We start from the raw sequence: 288 nt of genomic DNA on the forward strand, positions 1-288 counted from the left end.
GCCAAGGACCGGCCGGCGCTTGCGGGCAACCGCGCCCGGCTGCCAGAACTGCCGAAGAAGGCCTCCAAAGCCGATATCGCCATCACCCGAGGGCTCGGCGATTCCATGGCGCTGAAGCGCGCCTGCCACGATCAGCGCATCCACAACAAGCTGGCGCCTGAAGGCAAGCTGGCGCGCTCGATCTACGACGCGGTCGAGCAGGCCCGCGTCGAGGCGATCGGCAGCCGCGCCATGCAGGGCGTCGCCGACAATATCGGCTCGATGCTGGAGGACAAATACGCCAAGGCC

Annotated in this window: 1 pseudogene; it reads left to right on the forward strand. The window is 67.7% G+C overall.

What is annotated here, in order from left to right:
• A pseudogene (locus EN862_RS35745) lies at positions 1-288 on the forward strand (cobaltochelatase subunit CobT); the annotation flags it as partial.

Source organism: Mesorhizobium sp. M2E.F.Ca.ET.219.01.1.1, from assembly GCF_004016445.2.
Taxonomy (GTDB): Bacteria; Pseudomonadota; Alphaproteobacteria; order Rhizobiales; family Rhizobiaceae; genus Mesorhizobium.